The organism is Bombilactobacillus bombi (assembly GCF_013607485.1).
In the GTDB taxonomy this organism is placed as follows: domain Bacteria; phylum Bacillota; class Bacilli; order Lactobacillales; family Lactobacillaceae; genus Bombilactobacillus; species Bombilactobacillus bombi_A.
Genome location: NZ_SCHP01000019.1, coordinates 1 through 25955 on the forward strand (window position 1 = coordinate 1; position 25955 = coordinate 25955).

The following is a 25955-nucleotide window of genomic DNA, read 5'->3' on the forward strand; positions in this document are numbered from 1 at the left end:
TCACGAAAGACAGGTGCCCAGACAGATATTGGCAAACAGCTAAAACAGCAAATTGGGCAACTTAAAGAATTATTATCTGAAGGGCAACTTAATTAATTGCTTATTGTGTAAAATTGAAGTAGAGTGATTATGGAAGATGTTTATGGGAGGAATTACCATGGAAAAAACTTTTACTAAAGCACAATTATCACAATATAATGGTCAAGATAAACCTGAAAAGTATGTGGCCATTGATGGTATAGTCTATGATTTAACAAATGTAAAAGCTTGGGCCGGTGACAATCACCATAGTCATGTTGCTGGCAATGACTTTTCAAATGAAATTTTACAAGCTCCGCATAAAAAAACAGTTTTAGAAAAATTACCAGTAGTGGGTAAGTTAGTCGATTAAGATAATAATTTATCCTTGACAGAGTAAGATAAATTTTATATAGTAATAGTCGTGTATTGAATAAGCAGAAGCCCCCGCTTCTCACCCATGCTGTTTAGCCTCTGGGTTTAAAGAATAATCGATTAGATATTGATTGCGGGTGCTTTTGCGCCCGCATTTTTTGTGAGTGAATTTTTCGGAGGTGGATACCAATAGCTGCTAATAATAGCAAAAATAACATGATCGTGAACGAGAAAATTCGGGCACGTGAAGTGCGTGTGATTTCAGTTGGAGGAGAACAATTAGGTGTCAAGAGCAAATCAGAGGCTTTAAGGCTGGCGGAACAGGCACACTTAGACTTAGTCGTAGTTTCGCCTAATGCCAAGCCGCCTGTAGCTCGGATTATGGATTATGGCAAGTATCGGTTTGAATTGCAAAAGAAGGACCGAGAAGCGCGTAAGAAACAAAAAATTGTTAGTATCAAAGAAGTTCGCCTAAGTCCGACAATCGAACAAAATGACTTTGATACTAAATTGAAGAATGCTCGCAAATTTTTGGAAAAGGGAGCAAAAGTCAAAGTTTCGATTCGATTCCGTGGCCGTGCTATCACTCACAAAGAAATCGGTCGAGATGTTCTGGAGAAAATGGCAGCAGCTACTAAAGATGTTGCGACTGTCATCACGCATCCGAAAATGGATGGCAGAAGTATGTTTTTAATGCTAGCTCCCATCGCTGATAAAAAAAAGAATTAATGTAGGAGGATTTTGTAATGCCTAAGCAAAAGACACATCGCGCATCAGCAAAACGTTTTAAAATTACCGCTAATGGTGGTTTGAAGCGGCATCATGGTTATACTAGCCACCGTTTTCATGGTAAGACCAAGAAGCAACGGCGTCAATTAGCACATTCAGCAATGGTTAGTGCTAGTGATATGAAGCGTATCAGACAAATGTTAACAACTTATAAATAATGGTCTTCAATAAAATGAATTTCTAGGAGGAATTTTTATGCCACGTGTTAAAGGTGGAACAGTAACTCGCAAACGCCGCAAGAAAGTTTTAAAATTAGCTAAGGGCTATCGCGGTTCCAAACATATTCAATTTAAGGCAGCATCGACACAACTTTTTAATTCTTATCGTTATGCTTTTCGTGATCGTCGTCAAGTAAAGCGTGAATACCGCAAGTTATGGATCGCGCGGATTAATGCTGCTGCACGGATGAATGATATTAGTTATAGCAAATTGATGCATGGTTTGAAATTGGCACAAGTTGATATTAACCGCAAAATGTTGGCTGATTTGGCTATTAATGACCAACGTGCATTTAAGAAATTAGTTGATACCGCAAAAGCGGAATTAGAGCAATAAAATATTTTAATCATTTTATGAGATATTGGATGGATACATTGGGGCTGGAGCAAATTTAGTTTTGTCACAGTCCTTTTTTGTCAGCTAAAGTATGCTAGTATAAGATTAGTCTTTGCCAAAATTAATAATAGGAGTGAATAATTCTGGCTATTTTAAAACCGGCATTAATGATTAACCAAATAATGCAGATTGAGCCCCAAGAATTTGCTGCTCAAGGTATTAAAGTGATTTTATCCGACTTAGATAATACTCTTGTACCTTGGAATAAAAAGCAGCGCTTAGATCAAAATTTAATTGATTGGGCCCAAAAGTTACAACAGCAGGGCATTGCACTGGTAATTGTTTCAAATAATAATGAACAGCGTGTTTTATTAGCCTTACAAGGGCTAAAAGTTCAAGTAGTAGCGCGAGCTTTGAAGCCATTGCCTTTTTCTATAAAAAAATATTTACGGCAACATGATTTAACGGCTCAAGAAGTTGTGATGGTGGGCGATCAGTTGTTAACGGATGTTTTAGCAGGTAACATGGCTGGTGTACGTACTATTTTGGTTAAACCTTTAGTGGCTACAGATTCCAAAAAAACGCGTATTAATCGTTTTTTTGAACGGCCTTTGATGTACCTTAATCATCTATTGTATCCGCAATTAAAGTGGAGGAAACATTTGTATGAGTGAAACTGAAACGCTATTTTGCATTGGCTGTGGTGCTAAATTACAGTCAGTAAATCCCCAAGAAGCTGGTTATATACCGGCTAATACACTAAAAAAATATCAAGAAGACAGTTCCGAACCAGAGCTGTATTGTCAGCGTTGTTTTCGTTTGCGTCACTATAATGAAGTTACGCAAGTACCTTTAGATGATGTCCATTTTAAGCATTTGTTATCACAAATTGGCCATGAGCAGGCATTGGTTGTTTATGTAGTTGATTTATTTAATTTTTCTGGTAGCTTAATCAAACAATTGCAACACTATATTGGGAAGAATCCTATTTTGTTAGTGGGCAATAAAGCTGATTTAATTCCAAGTTCTTTTAAATTGAATAAATTAAAAAATTGGCTGCAGCATCAACTAAAAACGGCCGGTTTGCATCCTATCGCTACTGAGCTAGTTAGTGCTAAAAAACTAACTAATATCGATGACCTTTTAACGAAAATTACTCAGTTGCGCCACCAACGAAATGTCTATGTTGTGGGAACTACGAATGTTGGTAAATCTACTCTAATTAATGCAATAATTCGTGCTCATAATGGTTGGCAGGATTTGATTACAACTTCTAATTTTCCCGGGACTACTCTTAACGAAATTCGTTTGCCTTTAACTGATGGCGGAGAGTTAGTTGATACACCAGGAATAATTCATAAAAATCAAATTTCTCAATTTTTGACGGCTAAGGAGTTAAAATATCTCACTCCACAAAAGGAAATTCATCCGCGAATTTTCCAGTTACAAGAGCAGCAAACTTTGTTTTTAGCTGGTTTAGGGCGTCTGGATTTTGTCAAAGGGAAACCAGGTTCATTTGTGGTTTATGTTGATAATCAGTTATATGTTCATCGTACAAAATTAGAACAGGCTGCTGATTTTTATCAACGGCATTTAGGAGAATTGTTACAGCCTCCTGCTGAAGCCGATACTTTTCCACCTTTGAGAGCACAAAATATTAATACTACAGTGAAAAGTGATATAGTTTTTTCAGGATTGGGCTGGATTGCAGTTCCGGAAAATGTTCAATTACAGGCTTATTTGCCTCAAGGACTGCAAGTTGAAGTTCGTCCATCTTTAATTAATTAGGTGAGGTAAATTATGATTACACCGAAACAACGTCAATTTTTGCGCGGTCAAGCGCAAAAATTAGCGCCACAGTTTCAAATTGGTAAGTTTGGTATCACTGCTACGGTTTTACAGCAAATTCAAAATCAAATTAATAGCCAGGAACTTTTAAAAATTACAATTTTAAAAAATTCAACTGTTCAGGCGGCTGAGTTGATTCAGCAAGTTCAAGCATTTGATGCCAAAATTGAGTACGTCCAAGATATTGGGCATACAGTCGTGTTATATAAACGTGCACCACAAAGCAGTAAACGCCGCTTGAGTTTAGAAGTTGAGCAATTACGGAGGTAATAAGTAATGACTCATACGGTAACCAAAAATAATCTTCTGGTTAAACCTGAATTACAAACTTCTACTAGTGGCCAGCAAAAACGAATTGGTATTATGGGTGGTACATTTAATCCCCCACATATTGGTCATTTAATGGTTGCTGATCAGGTATTAAACCAATTAGGTCTCAATAAAATTCTCTTTATACCTGATGCCACTCCTCCACATGTTGATCAAAAGGCAGCCATTGCAGTCAATGACCGCGTAGAAATGGTGCGCAGAGCCATTATTGACCACCGCCATTTTGAACTGGGGCTAATGGAAGTAAACCGTGGAGGAATTAGTTACACTTATGACACTATTCGCGCATTAAAGATTGCCCATCCAGAAAATCGTTATTATTTGATTATTGGCGGCGACATGGTCAATTATTTGCCAAAATGGTATAAAATTGATGAATTAGTAAAAATGGTGCAGCTAGTGGGTATCTGTCGCAAGGGTTATGAAAAAAAATCAGCTTATCCGCTAATTTGGATTAATATGCCAACCAGCGATGTCAGTTCCACTTGGATTAGACAGACTATTAAGCATCATGGCTCAGTAAGATATTTTGTACCCGATTTAGTTTTACAATATATTGAAGAAAAGGGGCTTTATCAAGATGACAACCATAAATAATGAATTTGATTTAGCAACTTTACAAAAACAAGTGCACTACCAATTATCAGATAGCCGTTATCAACACTGTTTGCGCACTAGTGAACGGGCAGTCCAATTAGCTAAGTTAAATCATTATGATTTGCAAAAAGCTCAGATTGCGGGTTTAGTTCATGATTATGCCAAAGAGCGTAGTGATGCGGACTTTATTGCGATGATTAAACAAGAAAAGTTAGATCCAGAATTATTAAATTATGGTAATGCCATTTGGCATGGAGTTGTAGGAGCTTTTTTCATAAAATATGAATTAAAAATTACTGATGAAGATATTTTGAATTCTGTGCGACGTCATACTACTGGTGATGTACGGATGACTACTTTGGATAAGATTGTTTTTATGGCTGATTATACGGAACCAAAACGCGATTTTACTGGGGTTGAACAGGCCCGTGAAATTACTAATCAAGATTTAGATGCAGGGGTAGCTTATCAATTACAGCACACCTTGGAATTTTTATTGCAAAAGCATAGTCAGATCTATCCATTGACAATTGCCAGTTATAACCAATGGGTTGCACAAAAATAAAAGTGAGGTATTTTATTGAATAGTCAAGAAATTATGCAGACAGCAGTAAAGGCTGCTGCTGATAAAAGAGCAGAAGATATTGTAGTTTTAGATATGCACGAAACTAGTTTGATGGCCGATTATTTTGTGATTACGTCTGCCGCTTCCCAGCGGCAAGTTCAAGCCATTGTAGATAACATTGTAGAACAAGCTGATAATCAAGTGAACCATGTCGAAGGTCAAAAAGATTCTAATTGGATTTTAGTGGATTTAGGCGATGTAATTGTACATGTCTTTACGCAAGAAGCCCGTGATTTTTACAAAATTGAAAATTTGTGGTCTGATGCTCCTAGCATCGATGTTTCTCAATTAGCAGATTAAAATGAAAATTTGTGGCATTATTGTCGAATATAATCCTTTGCATAATGGTCATTTATGGCAAATTCAAACTGTACGTCAACAATTGCAGCCTGATGTTTTGGTAGTAGTAATGTCGGGCAATTTTGTCCAGCGAGGGGATTTTGCCATCATTGATAAGTGGCAGCGTGCCCAAATGGCTTTAGAAGCTGGTGTAGATTTAGTAGTAGAATTGCCATTTTATGGTGCAGTTCAGCCTGCCAATATTTTTGCATTAGAAGCTTTAACGATTTTACAGCAATTGCAGGTAGACACCTTAGTATTCGGCAGTGAATATCCAAAATTAGACTATTATCAGCTGGCTCGACAAATTGAACCTATAACAGCTCAAGCGACAAATTTTGTTGATTTTCATAACACTTATGCAACGCAATTTAATCAAGCAATTGAACAGCAAATGGGTATCAAAGTATCCCAGCCAAATCAGTTATTAGGTCTAGCCTATGCTCAGGCCAGTTTAAAGTTGAATTATCCACTCCAATTAACGGCTTTGCGTCGTCAAGGACAAGTACAGCATGATGAAGTTGCTTTTCAAGGTAAATATGCCAGTGCTTCTGCTATCCGCCAAGCTCTTTGGCAGCAACAGCCATTCGCGTCAGCTGTGCCGCAGTTTGTGGCAGCTCAACTTTTTTCGCTGCCTTTAATAGGTTGGCATAAATTTTTTCCTTATTTGAAATATCGTTTATTAACAGCTAGTTTAGCTGAATTGGAACATATTTATCAAATGAATGAAGGTTTGGAATATAAATTCCAGCAAGAAATCAAAGATGCCGTCAACTTAACAGATTTTTTACGTCGCGTTAAAAGTAAAAGGTATACTTATGCGCGTTTACGGCGGTTATGTTTGTATACTTTATTAGATATTACTGCTTCCCAAATGCAACAAATGCGTCAGCAACGTTATCTTCATGTTTTAGGATTCACTCACCGCGGCCAGGATCATCTTCACCAGATTAAAAAATCTCTCACGCTGCCCTTGATTACTAAAGTTACGCAAAAGTTAGGTAATCGCAACGGAATAATGGCTCGCAGTGTGCAGGCTTATCGTATTTTAGGATTGATAAATATTTCCGAACAGAATTTTGGTCGGCAGCCCTTAAGAAGAAAGTAGGTATTTTATGCTTAGTTACACCACCGCTCAATTAGCTAAATATCATCAACAGCCGTTGTTAGTCAAAGAAACTTTGGATTTAGAAGCTATTTTAAAAAAGCGTGATGCCCAAATTATAGCTGTTCAGCCTGTTTTGGTGCAAGGACAAATAGGCTGGAAGAATGAGTTAGTTTATAGTCAGCTTCAAATAAAAACGCACTTAACTTATCCATCAACACGTAGTTTAACGCCGGTCAATTTGCCTATTGATATTCAAGTTGAAGAACTTTATAGTGACAATCCTGAAATTTTAAAGGGGCAAAATCAGGAAGAAGAAAAAGAATTAATCCTGCCCTTAGAAAATCAACGTTTAAATTTGCAAACGGCAATTGAAGATAATATTTTGTTGAGTATTCCCACGCAAGTCCTTACGCCGCAAGAACAAGCTGATAAAATTATGCCTCATGGCCAGCAATGGTCTGTAATATCTGAAAATCAGTATCAACAAAAGCAAAAGCAAACCTTGAATCCACAATGGGACAAATTAAAAGATTTTATTCCTAAAGATAAAGAGTAAGTGAATCAATAGCTTTTAATTTGATAGAACTTTTGTTAAGATTTTAATGTAATTATGAGGAGGCAGATTTTTAATGAGTAAACCAACAATTGGTGTTATTGGTATGGCCGTAATGGGTAAGAATCTAGCATTAAATATTGAAAGTCGCGGTTATACAGTAGCAATTTTTAATCGAACCAGTTCCAAAACACAAAAGGTTGTCGAAGATCATCCTGACAAAAATCTTGTTCCTAGTTATACAATTGCAGATTTTGTGCAATCTCTAGAAAAGCCACGGCGGATTATATTAATGGTAAAAGCTGGTAAGCCGACTGATATGGTTATTGATCAATTATTACCGTTATTAGATCGCGGCGATGTCCTAATCGACGGGGGCAATACCTTCTTTGAAGACACAATGGAACGTAATGCTCGCTTAGATAAGTCTGGAATTAATTTCATTGGTATGGGAGTTTCTGGCGGTGAGTTGGGAGCTTTACAGGGTCCTTCCTTAATGCCTGGGGGGCAAAAACAAGCTTATGATTTAGTAGCTCCAATATTAGAGCAAATTGCTGCCAAAGATGAAGATGGAACTCCTTGTGTTACTTATATTGGCCCTAATGGTGCTGGCCATTATGTAAAAATGGTGCATAATGGTATTGAATATGGGGATATGGAATTAATTGCTGAAAGTTATAATTTGATGCGGCAATTAGGTAAGTTAGTACCTCAACAATTAGCGGATATCTTTGCCAAGTGGAACCAGGGTGAATTGTCAAGCTATTTAATTGAAATTACAGCCGATATTTTAACACGTAAAGATGATCTTGGTTCTGACCAACCAATTGTTGATTTAATCTTAGATGAAGCAGGTAATAAGGGGACTGGTAAATGGAGTTCACAAAGCGCTTTGGAATTAGGTGTACCCCAGTCTTTAATTACTGAAGCTGTCTATGCTCGCTATATTTCAACTTTCAAAAAAGAACGCTTAGCAGCAAGTAAAGTGTTACCAAATACCAACTTAACTGTAAAAGTTCCTGATGATTTTACTGAAAAAATTCGACAAGCTCTCTATTTTAGTAAAATTATGAGTTATGCTCAGGGATTTGCCCAATTAAAAGCTGCTTCCGAAAATTATAATTGGGATTTGCAATATGATAAAATAGCGCAAATTTGGCGGGCAGGCTGTATTATTCGTGCTCAATTTTTACAAAAAATTACTGCAGCTTACCAAACAAATATGCAATTAGATAACTTACTACTAGACGATTACTTTAAGGATATTTGCTCGAAGTACCAAGATTCTACGCGGGAAGTAATTTCATGGGCAGTAAAAGCCGGCATTCCTGTACCAGCCTTTAGTGCAGCGATTGCTTATTATGATTCTTATCGTGCTCCAGTGCTGCCAGCCAATTTAATTCAAGCACAAAGAGACTATTTTGGCGCGCATACTTATCAGCGTGTTGACCAAGATGGGATTTTCCATTATTCTTGGTATCAAGAACAATAGTATTAAAAAGCAAATAAATAATTTAGTAGGGCTAGGACAATAACTAGATTTATCCCGGCTCTTTTTTTGGTTATAGATTAACATTCTCTTGGTTTCAAGTAATAATGTGGTAAGATACTATTGGATGTATTTAAGACGATGAGTTTTTATTAAGATTTGGAGTAGTGTAATGGCAAAAATTTTAATTATTGAAGATGAGAAAAATTTAGCACGTTTTGTAGAATTAGAATTACAGCATGAAGGTTATAAAACTCATGTGGAATTAGATGGTCGTAAGGGCTTAGATGCTGCATTAGCTGAAGATTGGGATGTGATTTTGCTAGATTTAATGCTGCCAACTTTAAATGGTCTTGAAGTATGCCGTCGCGTGCGTCAAGAAAAGAGCACCCCTATTATTATGATGACAGCTCGCGATTCGATTATTGACCGGGTTTCTGGATTGGATCATGGAGCAGATGATTACATCGTAAAACCATTTGCAATTGAAGAGTTATTGGCGCGTTTACGCGCTTTATTGCGGCGAATTGATATTGAAGATCAAAAGATGGCTCCGCATTCTACTAAGATTGAATATCGCGATTTGGTAATGGATAAAGAGGCTCACACTTTAAGCCGCAATGGTAAAATTATTGAATTAACGCGTCGTGAGTATGATTTATTCCTAACTTTATTGAATAATATGGGTAAAGTTTTAAGCCGGGAACAATTGTTAAAGAGTGTTTGGGGCAGTGACTTGAAACAGACAGAAACTAACATTGTTGATGTATACGTTCGTTATTTGCGAAACAAAATTGATTTGCCCGATAAAGAAAGCTATATTCAAACTGTTCGCGGAACTGGATATGTTGTCCGCCCATGAAAGCAAAATTTGCTGATTGGCGGCTCACCATTAGATTTAAGTGGACTTGCCTGTTAAGTCTTTCAATTTTTATGGTCTTTGGTTTATTTGCTTCCTTAATTTATTCTTCTGTAGAACAGTCTTTATTGCACAATGAAGAAAATAACGTTCGTGATACTATTTCTGCTGTTGATAGTCGTTTTAATATTTATCAAGCTCCATTAACTCGCCAACAGGTACAAAGACGTTTGGCTCCTAATGTCAATCGAAAATTTGTACATCGTGATGTGAATGGTCATTTAGTTAGTGAGCGACCTGAAGATTTTTACCGGGACAGCTTAACTAAGCAATTAGCACGCGGGGACTTGTCATTAGTGTTATTCGATGTTCAGGGACGCCCCTTGTTTAAAGTGGGAAAGATTGATACGAATTTTCAACCAGTTCACAGAACAACAATTGATGTTAAAAAACGCAATTCAGAACGTCCTAAATATTTACAGGCTTCAATGCCAATTTATTCAGAACATACTAAAAAAATTATTGGTTATGCTAAAATCAATAATGGGATGCGTAATTATCATCGGACTTTTCGCCAATTGAATCAAAAAATGTTGGTAGTGATTTTATTTGCGGTATTATTAAGTATTGTTCTGGGCTATTTACTGACGCAACCATTAGTTCGTCGCATTAAACAAATTAATCGAACGATTGATAAGATTAATGCGGATCCTGATTCCACAGCTCGTATTCCGCAACAACATTCTAATGATGAAATTACTGACTTAGTGGCGCGTTTCAATCGCATGTTAGATCGTTTGCAAGAATATACTAATCAGCAAAAGGAATTTGTTGAAGATGTATCACATGAATTAAGAACGCCAGTGGCTGTGATTGAAGGTCATTTAAAATTATTGCAGCGTTGGGGTAAAGATGATCCACAAGTTTTAGAAGAATCTATTGATGCGTCTGTAAGCGAAATTGGGCGAATGAAAAAATTGATTCAGGAAATGTTAGACCTGACCCGTGCTGAACAAATTGAAACTAATTATGTTAATGAAACAACTAAAGCTAACGAAACTATTCAACAAGCTTATAATGATTTTGTGATGTTGCACCCAGATTTTAAAATTTCTTTAGATGATACTGTGCCACCTCACACAATTGTGCAAATATATCGCAATCATTTGATGCAAATTTTAGTGATTTTGTTGGATAACGCTGTGAAGTATTCACGGGAACGTAAAGAAATTAACCTTTCTGTATCTACAGAAAGCGGAATGTTAGCAATCGCAGTTCAAGATTTTGGTGTTGGAATCAAACAAGAAGACTTAAAGCGGATATTTAATCGCTTTTATCGTGTTGACAAAGCTCGCTCTCGCCAGAGCGGCGGTAATGGTTTAGGATTGTCAATTGCTAAAAAGATTGTAGAAATGTATAAGGGTAATATTTCCGCCGAAAGTGCTGTTGGCTCGGGAACTATTTTCCGGGTTAATTTACCGCTTGCGGAATCAGATACTATTAAATAATCAGACTTAGCCGTGACCTTCTTGGTTACGGCTTTTTAATAGGTTTTTACAAATATTTTACTTTAGGGTTATTGTTTCATTTGCAAAGTAATTAATAATTTATTAAAATCCATTGTTGGTGATATTTATAATACATAATTACATCATTCGAAGAAACTGTATTCATATATTTTAGCTAGGCTTTTTGTCATTTAATAAATATTGAATAAAAATTTCTAGTTAATTGATATGTTTAGTTGTCAGCTACTAAACAATTGAAACTTATGTTAACTGCGCGGGGTACTAGTTTTTTAAGTTTAGCCACCAATAGAAATTGTTCCAATCTTGTCTGAAACTATGTCAAAGACACCAGCACGATGATTTCCAATAGGATGGCAGACTGGCATTGGAAAACTATCAATCACCATAATTATGGCAATCGCCCATACTTCAATCGTTTAAGCCAACGGGCAGGACAGTTTACTTGTAGATTGGGTTTGGTTTATAGTTCACTTAGAAGTAGGGTCAAAAGTAAATGAATAAGGAGCTGAAATGGCACCTTCATATCGATATCGTAATTTGATAGATTGGAATACTTTACAATTTATTAAATTTTATGATTATTTCCAAAGACCAATGAAGTTATTATCCAATGGCTTGAAGTTATTATCCAATGGCTAATGTCAAACAACTATAACTAGCCATTAAAAGAATCGAATTTGTCAAGAATTAAATTATCTTAATGTTCCATATGTAATAGCTCAACGTATAAAATAATGTTGTCTAGCAATTTAACACAATAAGATTAGTATTGAGAGTATTTTAAAAGCTTAAGATGATTAAAATACCGAAATAAAAATCAGGTGATTATTTACCTGATTTTTTGTTTAAGGTAAGCTTTTCATAAAGTAAGTTTGGTATAATTACATTAATATTTGATACTTTTGTTGTGGCAATTAAAGAAAACTATTTTTAAGATAAATTAAATTAATTACGATTCCAGCAGGGCTTTATCCTTATTGTCAAGATGTTTTATAACGGCTTTACTGAATAAGTTTATAAGGGTTGTAAATGTGATTAAAAGCTTTTATAATTCATTGTGGTTTTGGGGAGGTTAGCCATATTAATATTAAGGGAGCTTGATTATGAAAACAAAAAATAATTTATTTGATTATATTGTGGGCTTTTCTTGGCTATTACAAGTAATTACTATTATCGTTAAGCAAAAAAGTTTAAGTCCTGTCACACCCTTGCAGCTTTCTGTAGGTGGACAAATTAATTATTCCCTGAAAGCAAATGGTACGGTAATTTTTAATGATATCATCATTTTGACCTTCTTGGTATTGGGTGTGTTATACTTGAAATATGGTATTATCAAATGGGAATTTAAGTATGGTCTGGCGTCTGACTTGCTAGGCTTTGTAGCACGTATATTTAAATTATTTCAGATTTATATCTACGTTTGTGCATGGGTTTTTTGGCTTAATATGTTGAGATTATCTGATTTAGGAAGTTCCATATTTATCTTGAATAATCTGGGATTAATAATCGGAGGCATGGGAATTTCAGTTATTTATCTCTATCAGAGGTGGCTGAAGCGAGGATAAAAAATGCAAAAGCAACAAAAATATTTTTTTAGAATGTTGATTTTTAGTTCATGGCTATTACAACTAATGATTTTAGTGTTCTTGAAGGATAACTTGACATCTGTTTTGCCAATGGCTTTCTCTTTTACTGGCAGGGTAATTTATGCAATTAAACTTGCACAGCCTCCCTTAGAAGCTGATATAATGTTGATTACGGTTTTTTATTTACCAGTTATAGGGGGAGCAGGTATAACATCGTGGTTAAAGGATCAGGCTTTTATGTTTCAGCAGTTAATCCTTGATTTATTGCAATTATTTGAGTTCTGGTTTTTATTAATTTCTTGGATTACTATGCTGTATTTACTTCAATTAGGAAATATGGCAAGTACTTTAATGTTGATAGTTAATTTATTTTTTATAGTCTGGGCAGTCGTAAAAATTATTCATACCTACAGGCTTATGCACTAGATTTCCTGACTAAAAAAGTAAATTAAAACTATTTATTATGATTGAGCAGGTGGTTTTGAATTTAAACCGGATGAAGTGTGAACGTTCTGGCAACTACCACCAGCTTAAACTCTGTAAAATTCGTTAATAACGGTGCTGACTAATAATACCTAGTTCTATTTGTCAACATAATAAAGCTAATAATTTAATATCAACCAGCTTAGCTAGCTGGTTAAACCGAAGATAGTCTGACATAGGATTACATCCCTTTATCCTAGTCAGGCTTTTTTATACAATAGCTTAACTAACATCATGCGTCAGGTTTATATATCACAATTTTTAATTTATTCTTTAATTTATTTGACTATATACTTAAATTATGTTTAAATCTAATTTAACATTATTAAATTATTAGATTTTAGGAGGTATATTATTGAGTAATAAACATCAATGGTTGGATAATTTAACTTCTGATGAAGAAACATTTGTCAAAAATCTTGTATTAAATTCTGGATCTCTTAAAAAGTTACAACGTGAATATAAAGTTTCATATCCTACAATTAGACATAAACTAGATACTATTATAGCAAAAGTTCGGGAAGTATCTGATCATAAAAGTGATTTTAATCAAAAATTGATGCAATTAGTCATTGATGAAGATATCAGCTTCGATGCTGCTAATAGAATAATGCAGATGTACAAGGAGGAAATTCATGTTTAGTATTCAAGGTTTAATTATATGTGTTATTGCTATTGTATCTCAAAGTATTTTATCACGTTTTCGTAAGTATCCTTATTTGGGATTTATTCTTCCTCTATTATACTTAATTTTCATTCTGTACTTGTATTTTGTGGTGAATAAGATACCTCACTTATGGCAAGCTTTGCTTGTATTAATTGGTGGTGAAGCTGTATTATTAGAAATTCAATATACAGATTTTAAAGAGTCAAAAGATAAAAGGAAAAGAGAGCTTGATAAAATCAAAGCTCACGATTTCAAAGAATAAAAAAGCAATCTCCAAGTATTTTGGCCGATTGCTTTTTTAAATATTAATTTTTATAATGCTGCTGTTTGCCAGCGTTACGCTGCCGATTGCGCTGATGCATAACAGTCTTTTGTTGTTGAACTTGAGAGTTACTATCGCTAGGTGTTGCTTGGCTAGTGATATTTTTAAAGGTATCTTCTGTCACTACTGTAACTACCGGATGCTCCTTGAGGTCTTCATCAACATTTTTCCGCACGCGTGGTGTAATGATGTAATCACTAATAAATTGTTGAATCACAATAATTACACCACCAATGAGGAAGTATAAGGCCAAAGCTGCTGAAGAAGCCATACTAATGAAAAAGGTCATCGCCGGGCTTAATAATAGCATCATTTGCATTTGTTGTTTTTGCTCTGCCGGAATAGATTTAGTTGACATCCACGCTTGTATCAAATAAAAAACAGTTGCAATAATAGTAATAATTAAGCTGGGTTTAGCTAAGGGAGCGCCCCAAAAAGTTGCCTGTGAGATTTCAGGTGAATACATTACAGCCTGATAAATAGCGATAAATACTGGAAATTGCAACAACAGTGGCAAACAGCCAATACCGCCAGTCAACTTAATATTATTTTTCTTATATACTTCCATCATAAGTTGACTAACTTGCGCCTGTTCTTCTTGAGTAGTTGCGGCCTTTTGATATTTCTGAATGAGAGACATTTGCGGCTGTACAACTTTCATTTTTTCTTGTTGGATAACGGCTTTTTTGGACTGCATTAAACTTAATGGCAGCAAGATTAAACGAACGACAAAGGAAATAATAATAATGCCCCAAGCGTAACTTTCTTTCCCACCAATAGTTTTAGAAGTATAAAGAATTAGATGCTGGAAAGGAACCGCTAAATACTTATAAATAAAGCCGTAAGGCCCGCCAGCAGGTGGCTTAGGCGTCCCATTTAAACCGTGGCGTGAGCAAGCCGCAGTTAAAAATACCAGGCTAATTAGGCCTGCAAATAATAAAATACGTCGTAAATTTTTCTTCATTGTTTTCTCCAATTGATTATTGTATTGAAAATTTAGAATATTGATCTAAAGGTTGCTCTTTTACTTCAATATGATTAACATGAGCAAATTGACTCGGCCCACGTTTAATAACTTCCATAAATGCCATTAATTGTTCCGTTGGACCTTGTGCTTCAATATGCACACTGCCATCACTTTGATTAGCAACAGAACCAACAATACCATATTTTTGCGCATATGTGAAAGTCATATACCGAAAACCAACCCCTTGAACTAGACCATAAACATCAATTGTAACGTGTTTTGCAGTCAAATTTTTCACCCCACAATAATCTTATTATAACTGAAAGAGGTTATAAACCAAAATATCTGGTAAAATAATTTTGAAAGGAAGTTATTATGGAATATATCACATCAGTAAAAAATGAAAAAATTAAGGAAATTAAAAAATTAGCTACTGCTAAAGGACGCCGGCAGCAGGGGCGCTATTTAATTGAAGGAGAGCATCTAGTTAATGAGGCCTTACAAAACCAAATTACTATTATCGAGCTATTGGTTACTGAAAACTTCACGAATCACGACCAGCACCATTTAGTTAAACAACTTTATGATCAATGTATAAAAATTGGTGATTCTGTGGCTAAGTCTTTGAGTAATACAGTTACTCCGCAGGGGATTTTTGCAGTTATCGAATTACCAAAAACGACAACACAAATTGATTATCAGGGCAAATGGCTGCTATTAGATCATATTCAAGACCCCGGCAATGTAGGAACGATGATTCGAACGGCAGATGCAGCTGGTTATCAAGGAGTTATTTTGAGCCCTGATAGTGCTGACTTATATGCACCTAAAGTACAACGGGCGATGCAGGGCAGCCAATTTCACTTGCAGCTTTTGACAGCAAATCTTTCAGAAGTGATTGCTGACTTACAGCAAAATAATCTGCCAGTTTATGGAACATTAGTGAATGAGACAGCCCAAGATTACCATCAAGTTCAAGCTCCACAAAATTTTGCGTTGATTATGGGTAATGAGGCCCAAGGTATGCAAACACAGTTGGCCCAATTAACTGATAAAAATTTATATATTCCTTTAATTGGACAAGCTGAATCCTTGAATGTTGCCATCGCAGCTGGTATTCTAATGTTTAGTCTTTAATATATTTTTATCGAGGTTATAGAGATGAAAATTCCGGATTGGCGTCAAGATCAACAATATTTGGAATTAGTGAAGGACTTATTAGCAAAACCCGAATTGCAACGTCTGCAATCGATTAAGCAACATCATTATTCCAATCGTTTCGATCATTCTGTGCGGGTATCTTATTATAGTTATTTATTAGGTAAAAGATGGCATCTTAATACCCGTGCTTTGGCTCGTGGGGGATTGTTGCATGATTTGTTTTATTATGATTGGGATTCTCAGCAAATGGATTTTCGAACTCATGCCTATGTTCATGCACATATTGCATTAAACAATGCCCAAAAATTAACCCAGCTTTCTCCAATGGAAGCGGATATTATTGTCAAGCATATGTTTGGCGCCACGACTCAAGTGCCTCGTTATTGGGAAAGCTTAATTGTTAGTTTAGTAGACGATAAATGTGCCGTTCAAGAAGCTTTATCACCCAAGATATTACTTTGGAAACAAAAATTACAGTTCAAATAAAAATTGAAATTCTAATGAGAAAGTTTTAAACTAAATCTAATGACAATGAAGGAAAATAGTAACATCATAGAAGTTTCTTAACAGGGACAATTGGTTAAGTGAGAACAATTGAAGAGACTAGATGTGAATTCACTCTGGAGTCATAACGTTTGTTGGCGTTATTCAACATTTGAGTGTGCGCAATTTTAATGTGCAAACTAGGGTGGTACCGCGAAGCTTCGTCCCTTTTTGGGGATGAAGCTTTTTTTATTGAAAATTGTAGGAGGTCATTATGGAACTGAAAAAAATCTTGAATGATTTACACGAACAAGGATTACAGCAAATTAAAAATGCGGAGCAATTAGATACTTTAAATGAAATAAGAATTAAGTTTTTAGGAAAAAAAGGTCCTTTAACACAAGCTTTACGGGGAATGAAAGATTTATCTGAACAAGAACGTCCCCAAATGGGTGCTTTAGCAAACAATGTTCGTAATGACTTACAAACTGCTTTAGAAAGTGCCCGGCAGCGCTTAGAAGAGCAAGCAACCCAAAAGCAACTACAGGCCGAAAAAATTGATGTAACCTTGCCTGGTCGTCATCGTCACCTTGGGACAAAACACGTAATTACGCAAGTGATGGATGATATTGAAGAATTGTTCATCGGTTTAGGATATGAGGTTGTCAATGGTCCCGAGGTGGAAGAGGATCACTATAATTTTGAAATGATGAATTTACCAAAAGATCACCCAGCTCGTGATATGCAAGATACTTTTTATATCACTAAAGAAATTTTGATGCGGACTCAAACTTCCCCTGTACAAGCCCGGACGCTTGAAAAACATGATTTTTCTAAGGGTCCTTTAAAAATGATTAGTCCCGGCAAGGTTTATCGACGTGATACTGATGATGCCACTCATTCCCACCAATTCAACCAAATCGAAGGCTTAGTAATCGATAAGCACATTACTATGGCTGATTTAAAGGGAACTCTAGAATTAACTGCACGCCATGTCTTTGGAAAGGAACGTCAGATTCGTCTGCGACCTAGTTATTTTCCTTTTACGGAACCTTCAGTTGAAGTTGACGTTTCCTGTTTTGCTTGCGGTGGTAAAGGTTGCGCCGTTTGCAAGCATACTGGTTGGGTAGAAGTTTTAGGTGCTGGCATGGTTCATCCTAATGTCTTAGTTAATGCTGGAGTTGATCCCCAAGTTTATGGCGGGTTTGCCTTTGGCCTAGGACCGGATCGCTTTGCCATGTTGAAATATGGTATTAATGATATTCGTGATTTTTATCTTAACGATATACGCTTCTTAGAACAATTTCAGGGGGAATAATAAATGAGAATTTCAACAAATTGGTTAGCAGAATATGTAAATTTACCAGAAACACCAATGCAAATTGCCGAAAAAGAAACAGTTACTGGTATTGAAGTTGATGATGTTATTCAGCCAGCAGCCGGCTTAAAAAATTTGGTTGTCGGTCAAATAAAACAATTACAACAGCACCCTAATGCTGATCATCTCCATGTTTGTCAAGTGGATGTGGGCCAAGATGAATTATTACAGATTGTTTGCGGTGCACCTAATGTTGCCTTGAATCAGTTAGTGATTGTGGCCTTACCAAGTGCGCGCATTGCTAATAATGAAAAAATTAAAAAGGGTAAATTTCGTGGCGTAGAATCCCAGGGGATGTTATGTGCTCTGCAAGAAATTGGTTTTGATGAGTCAGTAATTCCAGATGAATATAAGGATGGAATTTATATTTTTCCCACTGATGCCCAAGCTAAAATTGGTGAATCGGTTTTTAAATATTTAGGAATGGATGATACAATCTTAGATTTTGATATCACTCCTAACCGTGCTGATACTTTAGGAATGCGTGGGACAGCTTGGGAAGTTGCTGCAATGTACGATGAAAAACCCCATTTTGAAAAACCACAAATTCAAGAAAGTTCTACACCAACTGCAGACTTGTTGCAGGTTCAAGTAACCGATGAACACTTAGCGCCAACTTATCGGGCAAGAGTTATCCAAAATGTCCAAGTGCAGCCAAGTCCTTTATGGATGCAGCGCCGTTTGTGGAATAATGGAATTAAGCCTATTAATAATGTAGTTGATATTACTAACTATGTGATGCTGGAATACGGACAGCCTTTGCATGCGTATGATTATGATCGGCTAGCTTCACAGCAATTAATCGTGCGGCTTGCACAAGAAAACGAACAGCTGACTACTTTAAATGGTAATGATTATAATTTGTCTGGCCAAGATATTGTTATTGCTGATGAACAACATGCTTTAGGACTTGCTGGAATTATGGGTGGTAATGAGAGCAAAATTTCTTCAAAAACGACGACTGTTGTGCTAGAAGCTGGAGTGTTTAATTCGGTCCGTATTCGTAAGACTGCTCAAAAATATAATCTACGTACAGACGCTTCTACACGTTTTGAAAAGGGCGTAGACGTTAGTGCCACCGCCGAAGCTTTAGATCGAGCTGCCCAATTATTACAGCAATTAGCTAATGGTACAATCACAAATGGTCAACTTGTCGGCAGCCAAACTGCTACTGAGCCTATAGAAGTTGTGGTATCACCGCAACATATTAATCATGTTTTAGGAACTAACATTAAAACTGCTGAAATGCAGGCTATTTTAGAACGTTTAGGGTTTGGCGTTGTTCAAAATGGTGATAAAATGACTGTCATTGTGCCGCGTAGACGCTGGGATATTAGTATAGAAGCTGATATTATTGAAGAAGTAGTGCGGATTTATGGCTTTGATAAACTACCCAGTACCTTACCTGTTGGCGCTCAAACTATTGGCGGTTATAATCCTCACCAACAATTTTTACGGCGAGCACGCAGCTTGATGCGTTCTTTAGGATATGATGAAGCAATCAGTTATGCATTATTGAATCAAACAGAAGCCAAAGCATTTACGTATAATAAAACTTACTTGACCAAAGTAGATTGGCCTATGACACACGATCATGAATATTTACGTCTCAATTTAATTAGCGGTCTCTTAAATGATTTGTTGTATAATGTTGCTCGTAAACAGAATAATGTGGCCTTATTTGAACAAGGACGGGTATTCCCAAAAAATGATGTTGCAGCCGTGCGACCACACGAAGTAGAATACTTAGCCGGTGCGGTAACTGGTAATATTGAAGACAAGAATTGGCAAAATTCCGAACGTCTTGTAGACTTCTTTGCCATTAAGGGTGATGTGGAAGAATTATTGATGAGTTTAAATAAGCAGGCAGTGATATCTTATCAGGCTACTGATCAAATTAAGCAATTACATCCAGGACAAACAGCTTTAATCTTAATGGATGAAAAAGTAGTAGGTTTTGTTGGGACTGTTCATCCTGGCTATGCTAAAAAATTAGGCCTTGCAACTACAGTTGTTTTCCAGCTTAATTTAGACGAGATTGAAACTTTGGCAGATAAGACTAACATTTATGTTCCTGCTGCTAAATTCCCACCTGTAAGTCGTGATATTGCTTTAGTTGTGCCACAAACAGTTACTCATGCAGCTATTGAAAATGCAATTCGACAAGCTGGCGGTAAATATTTAGTTAATATTAACTTGTTTGATATTTACGCTGGTAAAAATATTAAAAATGGTTATAAGTCTGTGGCCTATAATTTGGTTTTCCAAAATCAAGCTGCTACCTTGACTGATATGGAAGTCAATCAACACTTTGAGCAAATTAAACAAATTTTACAAGAACAATTTGGTGCAGAAATTCGCTAATTTTTCCGCCAAAATGGTCAAACTTGTGTATAATTAGAGTTTGAGATTAACATTTGGAGGAACCATCTTTGGCTAATTCAGACAAAAATAAGAGATCTGCTTCGTCTGGCAGACAACAAGCTTTGCAAAAAAAGCAAGAACGGGAAACAGAACGCCGGGTTGTCAATAGTATTGCTGGTTGGATTATTGCAATTATTGCTATTTTGATAGTAACCTTTGGAGTCTTGGGTTATAACTATGTTCAAGAATCCTTACAACCCATGAACAGCAACAATCATCAAGAAATTGAAGTAAAAATCCCGATTGGATCTTCTAATAAGGAAATTGCCTCGCGCTTGCAGGAAAAAAAGATTATTCGTAGTGCTACTGTGTTTAATTATTATGTTAAATCTCATAATTATACTGACTTTCAAGCGGGATACTATACCTTTAAACCGTCGATGACTTTAACACAAATTGTAGCGCGTTTACAAAAGGGCGGCAGTTCTGAGCATATTGCGCGTCCGGACAATAATGTTTTAGTGCGCGAAGGGGTAACAGTTGAACAAATTGGGGATGTTATCAGTAAGAACACCCCTTATTCAAAAAAGCAATTTCTAGCTTTAATGAAAAATCAGAAATTTCTTAAACAGTTGCAAAATAATTATCCAGAATTATTAAACTCTTCCATGAATTCTAAAAATGTCCGTTATCATCTGGAAGGATATTTATTCCCTGCCACCTATCCGTATTATTCCGGCATGTCTTTACAAAAGTTGGTTACTAATATGGTAGCTAAATCTAATCAGGAATTATCGCCTTACTTTGATCAAATAAAAGCTAAGAACTTAACAGTTCAGCAGGCTTTAACTTTGGCTTCCTTGATTGAACGTGAAGGGGTAACTGAAAAAGATCGGCGTATGATTTCTGGAGTCTTCTTTAATCGAATAGACCAGAATATGCCTTTGCAGTCAGATATTTCAGTAATGTATGCCTTAAACAAGCATAAACGAAAGTTGAGCAATAAGGATACTAGTGTGAAGTCGCCTTATAATTTGTACAAAAATACTGGTTTTGGTCCCGGTCCGTTTAATACACCAAGTATTAATTCGGTGTTGGCTGTCTTAAATCCAGCACAACGAGATAAGGGCTATCTGTATTTTGTTGCTGATTTGAAGACTGGAAAAGTTTACTATTCCACTAATTATTCACAACATTTAGAGACTGATTCTTCTATTGGTCAATAGTTTAGTGATAAATAAATTTTATAATATTCAGTTAATAGTTTAATTTAGTGGTATGATATTTTTAATCAAATAAGCAATTAAGGGGTTGAGAATTAATTTGTCTCAATCCCTTTTGATAGGAGAAAGTAATGACCCAGCAAGATTTGTCCTCTAAACAGCCTCTCATTATTGGTGTAAGTGGCGGTTCCGGCAGTGGTAAGACGACCATTGCTCGGCGCTTAATTAAGGATTTAGGTGCACAGTCAATTGCTCTACTGCAAATGGATTCCTACTATAAGCAATTAGATTTGCCTTATGAAGAACGCAAGCGGCAGAATTTTGATCATCCCCTTTCCTTTGATACTGATTTATTAGTTAGTGATTTAAAAAAATTACGTAATTTTCAAAGTATTGAAGTACCAATTTATGATTTTGTGAAAAGTAATCGTACCGGTGAAACTCGTCATCAAGAAGCAGCCGATGTCATTGTTTTAGAAGGTATTTTTGTCCTTTATGACCAGCGTTTACGCGATTTAATGGATATTAAAGTTTTTGTCGATACTGATGACGATATTCGCTTAATTCGGCGGATTAAAAGAGATGTTGACCATCGAGGCTATACTTTGGAAACTATTTTCGATCAATATTTAGAGCATGTGCGGCCGATGTATCAACAATTTATTGAGCCTACTAAGCGTTATGCTGATGTTATCATCCCTGAAGGAGGAGCCAACGAAGTAGCAATTGACTTATTAACTTCTAAAATTAGATATTTAATGTATCAACGCACAAAATCTAAGAATAGTGTTGACAGTTAGCTTTATCCTGTTTATATTGATAACCATATTAAAAATGAGGTGTAAAAATTGGCTGAAAAAAGATATCCCATGACAGCTGAAGGTAAAGAAAAGTTAGAACAAGAATTAGAAGATTTGAAATTAAAAAAGCGCCCTGAAATTATTGAGCGCATTAAAGTGGCACGGGGATTCGGTGATTTGTCAGAAAATTCCGAATATTCTTCTGCTAAAGATGAACAAAGTGTAGTAGAGTCAAGAATTTCCGAGATTAAGACTATGCTGCAGTATGCCGAAGTCGTTGATGTTAGTCAAGTAGATGCCAATGAAGTTTCTGTAGGTAAAAAAGTTTCTTTTCAAGAAGAGGGCGAAGAACCTGAGACTTACCAAATTGTAGGTGCCGCTGAATCTGATCCTTTGCACGGGAAGATTAGTAATGATTCGCCAATTGCTAAATCTTTGTTAGGCAAAAAAGTGGGTGACCAAGTAACTATTGAGACGCCAGGTGGTTCGTTTAAGGTCAAAATTATTAATGTTGAGAACTAATTAGTGGATTAAATCGTTTCCATGAGGTATCATTTTAGCAGGTGATAAATATGAAAATGACAGTAAGTTCCGCAGCACAACAGTGGTATCGGGAAAATATTGATTTAAAGCCCGGTGACGGTTTGCATTTCTACGGGAAAGTTTATGGGAAAACTAATGTTCATAACGGTTTTTCTTTGGCTTTTCAAAAGCAAAAACCGCAGCATCCACATTATGAAACTGTCCTAGAGGGGATAAGTTACTTTTTTGATGATGAAGATGTTTGGTTTTTTACAGGTTATGATTTGCAAATTGATTATGATTCCAAAATTGATAGCCCAACGTATACCTTTGTGGATGAAGTGACGGCTTAAGAATAGAAGTTTTTAGTCAATTTAGGAATGTTTTGGACGTATAAAGAGGGTTGGGGTACAATTAGGTTTGGACTCTAGCTCTTTTTTGTATTCCATACTATTTACTTGAGGAGATTCAATTAGTGAAATTTTTTAAACGGCTTAATAAGCCTAAAACTACCCAATCAATTTTACCATTTCGGCTGAATGTCTTATTGGTAATAGTTTTTGTTTTGTTTGCATTATTAGTCGGTCAGTTAGCTTATCTGCAATTATTAAATGGTTCCAAATTTCAAGCAGAAGTGGAACGTTCCGACAAAACTATTATTGCCGGCAATGTGCCACGAGGCCTTATTTATGACTCCAAAGGGCGTTTAATTGTTGATAATGAACCGAGCAGTGCCATTACTTATACCCGCAGCGCTGCTGTCAAAACCTCGGATATGTATCAAATAGCCAATCGTCTACAAAAGTTCATTCATGTTGATGATTCTAATCTTACCGCTCATGATAAGGCTGATTATTATTTAGCAGATGACAATAATTATAAAAAAATCACTAAAATTACTAATAAAAATTTAACTAAAGATCAGCTGCAATCAGAACCGGTGCGGGCTGAATATCGGCGGGCAATAAATTATGTTGAAAAGAAAAAGCCCCATTTAACACCTGATCAACTCCAGGCTGCCGCTATCTTTGCAAAAATGAGTGCCGCTTATCAGTATTCCACTGTTTATATTAAGAGTTACCAAACTACTCCTCTGGAAGTGGCTCAAGTCAGTGAGCATCAAACCGAATTACCAGGGATTCAAATTGGAACTGATTCTCAGCGTTCCTATCCGATGGGAGACTCAATGACCAGTATTATTGGGAAAGTTTCCACAGAAAAGCAGGGCTTACCAGATGATCGGATTAATCAATTATTGGCTGAAGGATATTCACGTAATGATCGTATTGGTACCAGTTATTTAGAACAGGAATATGAACCCATCTTAAAAGGCAGTAAATCACAGACCCAGATTTCAGTGGGTAATAATAATAAATTGACTGATTCTATTCAAAAATATCGTGGTGAAAAGGGCGACAATTTAAACTTAACCATAGATGCTGATTTTCAAAAAAAGGTTGATACTGCTGTACACTCAACTTTTAATTCTGCCAGAGCTAATGGTGTAACTCAATATGCTGATGGGGCATATGCTGTTGCTATGAACCCTAAGACTGGTGCCATTTTAGCTATGTCGGGTGTTCATTATAATCCAAAAACGGGAGCTATAACTGACGATTCCCTAGGGGTAATTAATCGAACATTTGTAATGGGGTCGGCGGTTAAGGGTGCTACTGTTTTGGGTGGACTCATGGACGGTGTAATTTCTCCTGATAATAGTGTCTTACCGGATGCGCCAATTTATTTACCTAGTACTCCAGTCAAAAAATCCGTTTATCCGATCGGAACTTTTGGTGCTTTAAGCGCTCAAAAGGCTTTAGAGTTTTCTTCTAACATTTATATGATGCGGCTAGCAATGCGGATGGGAAATGCCAAATATGTTCCCAATAGTTATATTCACATTGATGATAATGTCTTCCAAAAATTACGTGGTTACTACAATCAATTTGGCCTAGGTGTAAAAACCGGTATTGATTTACCCGGTGAAAGTAGTGGTATTGAAGGACCAACAATGAATAGTGATGGCATTATTAAAGTAGGTTCGGTACTGGATGAATCTTATGGTAACTATGATGCCTATACTCTCATGCAAATGGTACAATACGTTTCGACGATTGCTAATGGCGGCTATCGAATCCGGCCATATTTGGTCCAATCAATTCAAAAAACTCAGCGTGATGGATCATTAGGGGCAATTGTTCACCAAACTCAACCTCAAGTTTTAAATCGTGTCGGCTTTACTAATAGTCAGCTTAATGTTGTCAAAGATGGATTTTATAATGTAGTTCACGGAAATGGCGGCTGGACAACAGCTAAGCCTTTAGCTGGGGTAAAACCAGCGATTGCTGGTAAGACCGGAACTGCACAATCATTTTATTATGATCCTGATAATCCCTATAATACTAATCCGCCTCAAACAATAACTTTAAGTATGGTGGCTTATGCACCTTATGACGATCCCCAAATTGCCGTAGCGGTAGTTTTACCCAATCTTAGCAGTGAAAAAGGGGAATATAATTTGAACTTGGTTAAAAATATTGTTAATGATTATTTTGGAACAAGTACAAAAGATTCTGAGTAAACACTGGAAAATTAACCGTATAAATGGTAATATAACAGAGTTGCATGTATTCAAGTAAGAAAAGAGGTTTTAGTATGCGAGTAAATATTACATTAGAATGCACAGAATGTCATGAGCGCAATTATTTAACCAGCAAAAATAAACGTAATAATCCTGACCGCCTGGAACTTAAGAAATATTGCCCACGGGAACGTAAAGTGACATTACATCGCGAAACTAAATAAAAACAACAGGGCGACCCTGTTGTTTTTTTATTAAGGAGTCTAGCTTGCAAAATAAAGCTAATTTACGTAAACAACAGACAGTTAAAATTAAGAATTGGTGGCAGCAAAATCAAACAGCACCAACGATTTAATATTAGCAGCTTTTTGAAGCTTCTTAATTTCAAAAAGCACAAACAATCG

Annotated in this window: 31 protein-coding genes and 2 other annotated features; of the genes, 29 read left to right on the plus strand and 2 right to left on the minus strand. The window is 36.2% G+C overall.

Annotated elements, in window-relative coordinates:
* The first annotated feature begins 157 nt into the window (after positions 1-157).
* The 19 genes from EQ827_RS05130 to EQ827_RS05220 all read left to right on the plus strand — a co-directional run bounded on the left by EQ827_RS05130 (position 158) and on the right by EQ827_RS05220 (position 14012).
* On the plus strand, positions 158-391 hold the full coding sequence (locus EQ827_RS05130) for a cytochrome b5 domain-containing protein (protein ID WP_181189920.1): 234 nt from the start codon (positions 158-160) through the stop codon (positions 389-391).
* A gap of 56 nt (positions 392-447) precedes the next feature.
* Positions 448-560 (plus strand) — a sequence feature (ribosomal protein L20 leader region).
* 49 nt (positions 561-609) lie between these two features.
* Entirely contained in the window at positions 610-1122 is a 513-nt protein-coding gene (gene infC / locus EQ827_RS05135) for a translation initiation factor IF-3 (protein ID WP_181189921.1), read from the plus strand.
* A 17-nt stretch (positions 1123-1139) separates the two neighbouring features.
* Positions 1140-1340, plus strand: a complete 201-nt coding sequence (gene rpmI / locus EQ827_RS05140) for a 50S ribosomal protein L35 (protein WP_181189922.1) — start codon at positions 1140-1142, stop codon at positions 1338-1340.
* Between the two features lie 37 nt (positions 1341-1377).
* Positions 1378-1737, plus strand: coding sequence for a 50S ribosomal protein L20 (rplT, locus tag EQ827_RS05145; protein ID WP_181189923.1), 360 nt, complete (start codon positions 1378-1380; stop codon positions 1735-1737).
* Positions 1738-1886: 149 nt separating this feature from the next.
* On the plus strand, positions 1887-2411 hold the full coding sequence (locus tag EQ827_RS05150; RefSeq protein WP_309109340.1) for a YqeG family HAD IIIA-type phosphatase: 525 nt from the start codon (positions 1887-1889) through the stop codon (positions 2409-2411).
* Entirely contained in the window at positions 2404-3525 is a 1122-nt protein-coding gene (yqeH, locus tag EQ827_RS05155; protein WP_219912646.1) for a ribosome biogenesis GTPase YqeH, read from the plus strand. The genes EQ827_RS05150 and yqeH overlap by 8 nt, the downstream gene beginning before the upstream one ends.
* A gap of 12 nt (positions 3526-3537) precedes the next feature.
* Positions 3538-3855, plus strand: coding sequence for a YhbY family RNA-binding protein (locus EQ827_RS05160; RefSeq protein ID WP_181189925.1), 318 nt, complete (start codon positions 3538-3540; stop codon positions 3853-3855).
* 6 nt (positions 3856-3861) lie between these two features.
* Positions 3862-4512 carry a nicotinate-nucleotide adenylyltransferase gene (locus EQ827_RS05165; protein ID WP_181189926.1) on the plus strand — a complete coding sequence of 217 codons (651 nt, stop codon included), beginning with the start codon at positions 3862-3864 and terminating at the stop codon, positions 4510-4512.
* On the plus strand, positions 4496-5077 hold the full coding sequence (gene yqeK, locus EQ827_RS05170) for a bis(5'-nucleosyl)-tetraphosphatase (symmetrical) YqeK (protein WP_181189927.1): 582 nt from the start codon (positions 4496-4498) through the stop codon (positions 5075-5077). The genes EQ827_RS05165 and yqeK overlap by 17 nt, the downstream gene beginning before the upstream one ends.
* A gap of 15 nt (positions 5078-5092) precedes the next feature.
* The gene (rsfS, locus tag EQ827_RS05175) at positions 5093-5437 is read left to right on the plus strand and encodes a ribosome silencing factor (protein WP_181189928.1); all 345 of its coding nucleotides are present in this window, start codon (positions 5093-5095) and stop codon (positions 5435-5437) included.
* A 1-nt stretch (position 5438) separates the two neighbouring features.
* A complete protein-coding gene (locus EQ827_RS05180) occupies positions 5439-6584 on the plus strand; it encodes a nucleotidyltransferase (protein ID WP_181189929.1) in 1146 nt (381 codons plus the stop codon).
* 7 nt (positions 6585-6591) lie between these two features.
* The gene (locus tag EQ827_RS05185; protein WP_181189930.1) at positions 6592-7140 is read left to right on the plus strand and encodes a YceD family protein; all 549 of its coding nucleotides are present in this window, start codon (positions 6592-6594) and stop codon (positions 7138-7140) included.
* Positions 7141-7213: 73 nt separating this feature from the next.
* The gene (gene gndA / locus EQ827_RS05190) at positions 7214-8629 is read left to right on the plus strand and encodes an NADP-dependent phosphogluconate dehydrogenase (RefSeq protein WP_181189931.1); all 1416 of its coding nucleotides are present in this window, start codon (positions 7214-7216) and stop codon (positions 8627-8629) included.
* 169 nt (positions 8630-8798) lie between these two features.
* The gene (locus EQ827_RS05195) at positions 8799-9488 is read left to right on the plus strand and encodes a response regulator transcription factor (RefSeq protein ID WP_181189932.1); all 690 of its coding nucleotides are present in this window, start codon (positions 8799-8801) and stop codon (positions 9486-9488) included.
* A complete protein-coding gene (locus EQ827_RS05200; protein ID WP_181189933.1) occupies positions 9485-10993 on the plus strand; it encodes a HAMP domain-containing sensor histidine kinase in 1509 nt (502 codons plus the stop codon). The genes EQ827_RS05195 and EQ827_RS05200 overlap by 4 nt, the downstream gene beginning before the upstream one ends.
* 1124 nt (positions 10994-12117) lie before the next feature.
* Positions 12118-12579: a hypothetical protein gene (locus tag EQ827_RS05205; protein ID WP_181189934.1), complete on the plus strand. Its 462-nt coding sequence runs from the start codon at positions 12118-12120 to the stop codon at positions 12577-12579.
* A 3-nt stretch (positions 12580-12582) separates the two neighbouring features.
* Positions 12583-13026, plus strand: a complete 444-nt coding sequence (locus EQ827_RS05210) for a hypothetical protein (protein WP_181189935.1) — start codon at positions 12583-12585, stop codon at positions 13024-13026.
* A 412-nt stretch (positions 13027-13438) separates the two neighbouring features.
* Positions 13439-13726: a DUF2089 domain-containing protein gene (locus EQ827_RS05215; protein ID WP_258231793.1), complete on the plus strand. Its 288-nt coding sequence runs from the start codon at positions 13439-13441 to the stop codon at positions 13724-13726.
* Positions 13719-14012 carry a hypothetical protein gene (locus tag EQ827_RS05220; RefSeq protein WP_181189936.1) on the plus strand — a complete coding sequence of 98 codons (294 nt, stop codon included), beginning with the start codon at positions 13719-13721 and terminating at the stop codon, positions 14010-14012. Before EQ827_RS05215 ends, EQ827_RS05220 begins: the two co-directional genes overlap by 8 nt.
* Before the next feature lie 43 nt (positions 14013-14055).
* Here EQ827_RS05220 and yidC read toward each other — a convergent pair whose 3' ends face one another.
* Together yidC and EQ827_RS05230 are read right to left on the minus strand one after the other, a co-directional pair.
* The gene (yidC, locus tag EQ827_RS05225) at positions 14056-15036 is read right to left on the minus strand and encodes a membrane protein insertase YidC (RefSeq protein ID WP_181189937.1); all 981 of its coding nucleotides are present in this window, start codon (positions 15034-15036) and stop codon (positions 14056-14058) included.
* A gap of 16 nt (positions 15037-15052) precedes the next feature.
* Positions 15053-15328: an acylphosphatase gene (locus EQ827_RS05230; protein WP_258231794.1), complete on the minus strand. Its 276-nt coding sequence runs from the start codon at positions 15326-15328 to the stop codon at positions 15053-15055.
* An 86-nt stretch (positions 15329-15414) separates the two neighbouring features.
* On the opposite strand from EQ827_RS05230, the gene EQ827_RS05235 reads away from it, so the two are divergent.
* The 10 genes from EQ827_RS05235 (at position 15415) to rpmG (ending at position 25775) form a co-directional block, all read left to right on the plus strand.
* Positions 15415-16176: a TrmH family RNA methyltransferase gene (locus EQ827_RS05235; protein WP_181189938.1), complete on the plus strand. Its 762-nt coding sequence runs from the start codon at positions 15415-15417 to the stop codon at positions 16174-16176.
* Between the two features lie 24 nt (positions 16177-16200).
* On the plus strand, positions 16201-16686 hold the full coding sequence (locus EQ827_RS05240) for an HD domain-containing protein (protein ID WP_181189939.1): 486 nt from the start codon (positions 16201-16203) through the stop codon (positions 16684-16686).
* A gap of 36 nt (positions 16687-16722) precedes the next feature.
* Positions 16723-16915: a binding site (T-box leader), on the plus strand.
* Between the two features lie 42 nt (positions 16916-16957).
* Positions 16958-18001: a phenylalanine--tRNA ligase subunit alpha gene (gene pheS, locus EQ827_RS05245; RefSeq protein ID WP_181189940.1), complete on the plus strand. Its 1044-nt coding sequence runs from the start codon at positions 16958-16960 to the stop codon at positions 17999-18001.
* A gap of 3 nt (positions 18002-18004) precedes the next feature.
* The gene (gene pheT, locus EQ827_RS05250; RefSeq protein ID WP_181189941.1) at positions 18005-20425 is read left to right on the plus strand and encodes a phenylalanine--tRNA ligase subunit beta; all 2421 of its coding nucleotides are present in this window, start codon (positions 18005-18007) and stop codon (positions 20423-20425) included.
* 68 nt (positions 20426-20493) lie between these two features.
* Positions 20494-21651, plus strand: a complete 1158-nt coding sequence (gene mltG, locus EQ827_RS05255) for an endolytic transglycosylase MltG (protein ID WP_181189942.1) — start codon at positions 20494-20496, stop codon at positions 21649-21651.
* Positions 21652-21779: 128 nt separating this feature from the next.
* The gene (gene udk, locus EQ827_RS05260) at positions 21780-22448 is read left to right on the plus strand and encodes a uridine kinase (protein ID WP_181189943.1); all 669 of its coding nucleotides are present in this window, start codon (positions 21780-21782) and stop codon (positions 22446-22448) included.
* A gap of 48 nt (positions 22449-22496) precedes the next feature.
* A complete protein-coding gene (greA, locus tag EQ827_RS05265) occupies positions 22497-22970 on the plus strand; it encodes a transcription elongation factor GreA (protein WP_181189944.1) in 474 nt (157 codons plus the stop codon).
* Between the two features lie 50 nt (positions 22971-23020).
* Positions 23021-23323, plus strand: a complete 303-nt coding sequence (locus tag EQ827_RS05270) for a HesB/YadR/YfhF family protein (protein ID WP_181189945.1) — start codon at positions 23021-23023, stop codon at positions 23321-23323.
* Positions 23324-23445: 122 nt separating this feature from the next.
* Entirely contained in the window at positions 23446-25551 is a 2106-nt protein-coding gene (locus EQ827_RS05275) for a peptidoglycan D,D-transpeptidase FtsI family protein (protein ID WP_181189946.1), read from the plus strand.
* A 74-nt stretch (positions 25552-25625) separates the two neighbouring features.
* On the plus strand, positions 25626-25775 hold the full coding sequence (rpmG, locus tag EQ827_RS05280; RefSeq protein WP_181189947.1) for a 50S ribosomal protein L33: 150 nt from the start codon (positions 25626-25628) through the stop codon (positions 25773-25775).
* Positions 25776-25955: the final 180 nt, after the last annotated feature.